The 1,593-nt window shown below is 62.2% G+C and carries 2 pseudogenes; both read right to left on the reverse strand.

The features are described from left to right. Positions 1-793 (reverse strand): annotated as a pseudogene (locus QZ326_RS13255) (DNA-directed RNA polymerase subunit beta'); the annotation flags it as partial. An 18-nt stretch (positions 794-811) separates the two neighbouring features. Next, positions 812-1,593, reverse strand: a pseudogene (locus QZ326_RS13260) (DNA-directed RNA polymerase subunit beta); the annotation flags it as partial.

Consider the following 1,593-nt stretch of genomic DNA (forward strand, 5'->3'; position numbering starts at 1 on the left):
TGTTGCGGTTGATGACCCGGCGGTAGAGGTCGTTGAGGTCGCTGGTGGCGAAGCGTCCGCCGTCCAGCTGGACCATGGGGCGGATCTCCGGCGGGATCACCGGCAGCACGTCGATGATCATCCACTCCGGCTTGTTCCCGGAGAGGCGGAAGGCGTCCACCACCTCCAGGCGCTTGACGATGCGGGCCTTTTTCTGGCCGGAGGAACCCTTAAGCTCCGCGTGGAGCTGCTGGGAGAGCTGATCCAGATCTACGTCCTGGAGCAGCTGCTTCACGGCCTCCGCGCCCATGCCGGCCTGGAAGTCGTCCTCATACTTCTCCCGGTAGTCCCGGTACTCCTTCTCGGAGAGGATCTGGTTGCGGCTCAGGGGTGTCTCGCCGGGGTCTGTGACGATATAGTTGGCAAAATACAGCACCTTCTCCAGAATCCGGGGGCTGATGTCCAGCAGCAGGCCCATCCGGGAGGGGATGCCCTTGAAATACCAGATGTGGCTGACGGGGGTGGCCAGCTCGATGTGGCCCATGCGCTCCCGGCGGACCTTGCTCTTGGTGACCTCCACGCCGCAGCGGTCGCAGATCTTGCCCTTGTAGCGGATCTTCTTATACTTGCCGCAGTGGCACTCCCAGTCCTTGGTCGGCCCAAAGATCCGTTCGCAGAACAGACCATCCCGCTCAGGCTTCAGGGTGCGGTAGTTGATGGTCTCCGGCTTCTTGACCTCGCCATAAGACCACTCACGGATCTGCTCAGGGGAGGCAATCCCGATCTGAATAGCGTCAAATTCCGCGTAACTCATGTTCCTCGCCTCCCTTTCTTAGTTGTCCTGGCCATCATCTTCGATGATGACCTCATCGGAGAGGGAGAAATCTCCCTCTTCCTCGTCGTCTGTCTGCTCCAGGTCGGAGGCCTCCAGATCGTCGTCGTCTGAGCCCTCCTTCAGGGAATAGCCTGCGGCGGAGAACTCCGACTCTTTCCCGCCTCCATAGCCGTCGAAATCATCGATGTGGAAGTTGCCGGGCTGATAGGTGTCGTCGTCCTCGTCCTTCAGCTCAATGACCTCGCCGCCCTCGTCCAGCACCTTGATGTCCAGACACAGGGCCTGCAGCTCCTTCACCAGGACCTTGAAGGCCTCGGGCACGCCGGGGGCGGGGACATTGTGGCCCTTGACGATGGACTCGTAGGTCTTCACACGGCCCACCACGTCGTCCGACTTCACCGTGAGCATCTCCCGGAGGGTGTAGGCCGCGCCGTACGCCTCCAGGGCCCACATTTCCATCTCACCAAACCGCTGGCCGCCAAACTGGGCCTTGCCGCCCAAGGGCTGCTGGGTGACCAGAGAGTACGGGCCGGTGGAGCGGGCGTGGATCTTATCGTCCACCAGGTGGTGGAGCTTGAGGAAGTACACATAGCCCACCGTGACCCGGTTGTCGAACCGTTCGCCGGTGCGGCCGTCGTAGAGCCAGCTCTTGCCGTCGGGGCTGAGGCCCGCCAGCTGGAGGGTATCCTGAATGTCCTTCTCGTTGGCGCCGTTGAAGATGGGGGTGGCCACCTTCCAGCCCAACGCCTGGGCGGCATAGCCCAGGTGGACCTCCAGCA

Origin of the sequence: uncultured Oscillibacter sp. (assembly GCF_910587525.1) — a bacterium.
In the GTDB taxonomy this organism is placed as follows: Bacteria; Bacillota; Clostridia; order Oscillospirales; family Oscillospiraceae; genus Oscillibacter.